The organism is Psychromonas sp. (assembly GCF_047632995.1).
GTDB lineage: Bacteria > Pseudomonadota > Gammaproteobacteria > Enterobacterales > Psychromonadaceae > Psychromonas.
This window is the reverse complement of sequence record NZ_JBLIEK010000212.1, coordinates 1-3,896: the sequence shown is the minus strand read 5'-3', so window position 1 is coordinate 3,896 and position 3,896 is coordinate 1. Positions and strand designations below refer to the sequence as shown.

At 41.6% G+C, this 3,896-nt stretch carries 2 protein-coding genes; both read right to left on the bottom strand.

The genetic code is table 11. The features are described from left to right. Nucleotide 1: 1 nt before the first annotated feature. A complete protein-coding gene (nirD, locus tag ACJAT7_RS18405) occupies nucleotides 2-328 on the bottom strand; it encodes a nitrite reductase small subunit NirD (RefSeq protein WP_415225635.1) in 327 nt (108 codons plus the stop codon). Then, nucleotides 328-2,874: a nitrite reductase large subunit NirB gene (nirB, locus tag ACJAT7_RS18400; RefSeq protein ID WP_415228249.1), complete on the bottom strand. Its 2,547-nt coding sequence runs from the start codon at nucleotides 2,872-2,874 to the stop codon at nucleotides 328-330. The genes nirD and nirB overlap by 1 nt, the downstream gene beginning before the upstream one ends. Nucleotides 2,875-3,896 lie beyond the last annotated feature (1,022 nt).

Genomic DNA, 3,896 nt, shown 5'->3' with positions numbered 1-3,896 from the left:
GCTACAGCTGTACTTCTACAAAGCCTTTAGTAACACGGGCTTTATAAGCTTCAACGCTGACTTCATCGTTGTCTAAGCAGGAGCCATCAAGTAAATTAAAACGTTGTTTTTTCAGCGGGGATGCAACCCAAAACTGTTCCTGATGCTGGCCAATCAAACCGCGCGATAAAACGTTAGAGCGCGCAAAAGGATCCATATTATTAATAGCAAAGACTTGCTCCTCTTCACTGGGACGGAAAACAGCCACTTGCTTGCCAGCGACTAATGCACAGACACCCGTTGCCGGATAAATATTTTTTAATGCGCATACTTTGATCCATTTGCTCATTACACTTCCTCCAAATTAATTGCATATACAGGGGCTTTTTCGTCATTAAATGCAGGTCGTTTTTGGCCGCGTTCAGGTGTAAATAGGACATTTTCGTCGAGCGCATCACTGTTAATAAAATGCGCAAAACGCTGTAACTGCTCTTGATCGGAAAGCGTTTCTGCCCACTCACATTGATAACTTTCAATGGCCGCAGCCATCTCTGTTTCAAGCTGTTCATTGATGCCTAACTTGTTATTAATAACCACGTCCTGCAGGTACTCAATCCCGCCTGCTAAACTTTGCAGCCAAACTGACGTTCTGGTTAATTTATCTGCAGTGCGTATATAGAACATCATGAAACGATCTACATATTTGATTAAGGTTTGTTTATCCAAATCACTGGCAAGCAACTGAGCGTGTTGTGGTTTCATGCCGCCATTACCACAAACATAAAGATTCCAGCCCGCATCGGTTGCAATGATACCGACGTCTTTACCCTGAGCTTCAGCACATTCGCGGGTACAGCCGGAAACACCAAATTTAATTTTATGCGGAGTACGTAAGCCTTTGTAACGATTTTCTAGGTCAACTGCGAAAGCGGCACTGTCCTGCACACCAAAACGGCACCAGGTACTGCCGACACAGGTTTTTACCATACGTAATGATTTGGCATAAGCGTGCCCTGTCTCAAAGCCCGCATCAATCAGTTGTTTCCAGATATCCGGTAAATCCGCTTTATGCGCGCCAAATAAACCGATACGCTGCGCGCCGGTAATTTTGGTATATAAAGTATATTGCTGAGCAACGCTAGCAACCACGGCCAATCCCTGCGGTGTAACTTCACCACCGGCCATACGCGGAATAACCGAGTAGGTACCGTCTTTCTGCATATTACCGAGAAAGATATCGTTGGTATCCTGCAGACCGTTATTGTCTTTTGATAAAATGTAATCTGCCCAGCAGGAAGCCAGAATTGAACCTACGGTTGGTTTACACACTTCACAGCCGTAACCCTTACCGTATTTGCTTAATAATGCTTTAAAGCTTCTGATACCCTCTACGCGAATCAGGTGGAACAGCTCTTGACGGGAATATTCAAAATGCTCACAGAGATGGTTTTTAACTTCCATACCCTGTTTTTTCATTTCCGCATTTAAAACTTGAGTGACTAAGGGGACACAACCGCCACAACCGGTACCGGCTCCGGTTTCTTTTTTGATCGCACTGATGGTGGTATGACCGGCTGCAACGGCATCGGCAATATCGCTTTTCTTAACATCAAAACAGGAACAGATCTGCGCCGTTTCGGGCAGTGCATCGACGCCTAAACCAGTTGATTTAGCGCCGGCATGTGCAGGAAGGATTAACGAATCGGGGTGTTTGGGTAACTCAATCGCATTTAATGAATACTGCAGCAGGTCACTGTAACTTTCAGTGTCACCCACTAAAACAGCACCTAATAATTTTTTCCCATCTTTAGAGACAATAATACGTTTATAGACAGACTCTTTTTCATCAACATAAACATAACTTTGACTGTCCGGTGTACGACCATTAGCATCACCGATACTACCAACCTCAACACCTAATAATTTCAATTTGGCGCTCATATCAGCACCGCTAAATGCATTTTCACGGCCTAATAGAGTATCAACGGCTATTTTAGCCATATTGTAACCGGGTGCGACCAGACCAAAGAATTTATCATTCCAGGAAGCACATTCGCCAATTGCAAAGATATCAGGATCAGAAGTGATACATTGATCATTAATAGTGATACCACCACGGCGGGCAGTTGCCAAACCACATTGTTTGGCTAATTTATCCTGCGGACGAACACCCGTTGAGAAAACAATAAAATCAGCTTCCAATTCACTGCCGTCGGCAAATACCATGGTATTACGCGCGGTTTTACCCGATGGAATGATCTCCTTGGTATTTTTGCCCGTATGTACCTTTACACCAATGCTCTCAATTTTACGACGCAGCATTAGCCCGCCCTGCTGATCAAGCTGTTCTGCCATTAATACCGGCGCAAACTCCAGAACATGGGTCTCTACACCTAGTGCCTTAAGTGCTCCAGCGGCTTCTAGACCTAACAGCCCACCACCAATGACCACACCGTTTTTACTGTGCCGTGCAGTGGCTTCGATGGCATTTAGATCCTCAATCGTCCGATAAACAAAACAATCTTTGCTTTGATTACCTTTAATCGTAGGCACCCAGGGATATGATCCCGTCGCCATCACTAATTTGTCGTAATACACTACACGCCCGGTTTGCGAATGGATTACTTTTTCGCTGCGATTAACCGTTAGTGCGCGTTCACCAATAAGTATTTGAATATTATGTTTTTCGTAAAAACCTTCTTTTACTAAAGAAAGTTCATCGGCCGTATGATGAGAAAAATATGAAGATAAATGAACACGATCATAAGCAACGCGTGGCTCTTCACAGAAGACGGTTATCTCAAATTGTTCCAGATCTGCTTTTTCTACAAAATCTTCAATAAAACGATGCCCGACCATGCCGTTACCAATTATGACTAGCTTTTTTTTACTCATCTTTTTCCTCAATCACGTAGTGAATTTTAATCACATAGAGCCTAAAGAAGTGCATATAAAGCAATCTGATCTAAATCAAATAAAGAGTAATAGCCATCATATGGGGCAGTGAAAAGTCTTAAAAAAGATAGATTTTGCTTATAAAACAAGCATATAACCACAAAGAACCGAAGGTTATTGCCAATAACCTGATTTAAATCATGGTTATAATTTCAAGCCTGATGTAGAGGGTTGTTTCAAAAAAATATTAAATTAGCCGTATAAATCGTAATTTTTGAGCGGATCTATTTGCAAAAGATCGCCATAAATAAATTGGTAATTTAATCGCATTTTGAGTAGCTACGTAGCGATGGGGTCTACGTAGCTGCGAGAAGAAAAAGCTACGGGTCAAGTCTTGCCTTTTGTCACAATACGGTTCACTCTGGAAGAATGAAGATCAACGTATTCCCCAATTTTTTTAATGTATAACCACCCGATTTATATGCGAGTATTATTGTCTCATCAGCGCATGTTGATGCTGCTTGCTATAGCAGCAAAGTCAACTCAAAAGACAAAACCTGAGTCACTTGTGACCCCACTTACATTTTTTGGGTAAAAGGCTTTTATTCTTCCTATACTCATAATCGTCTGCTATTAATCTGAATTTTCAGAGAATGCACTTTACTGACACTGCTCAGCTATCTGCCCGTTTTTGTAACAGAGCTAATACAAATTTTGCAACTTTCATGAGTTTACCATTTGCTCTGTTGGTGACGAACTGAGACGAAGTTTTGTTCGTAATTAAATACTTTTTTTTGAAATAGTTAAGCTGGTGATGTTCGTTAGGTGATAGATAGATAGTGAGTTTGTTAAAGGGATCGGTTATGTTGGGTTAAAGATGGTCAGTTTATCAAGGAGATAGATTATGTCTGGAAATAAAATTAATATTGATGCTAAAAACACTTTCACGGTAAATGGTCAAGTTTATAGCTATTATGCGATAAATAGAGGCGAACTAGCGGGTGACAATTCGATAACACGCT

Bases quoted from the DNA above. Each gene is read 5' to 3' on its own strand.
- nirD (WP_415225635.1), bottom strand. From the start codon at position 328: ATGAGCAAATGGATCAAAGTATGCGCATTAAAAAATATTTATCCGGCA.
- nirB (WP_415228249.1), bottom strand. From the start codon at position 2,874: ATGAGTAAAAAAAAGCTAGTCATAATTGGTAACGGCATGGTCGGGCAT.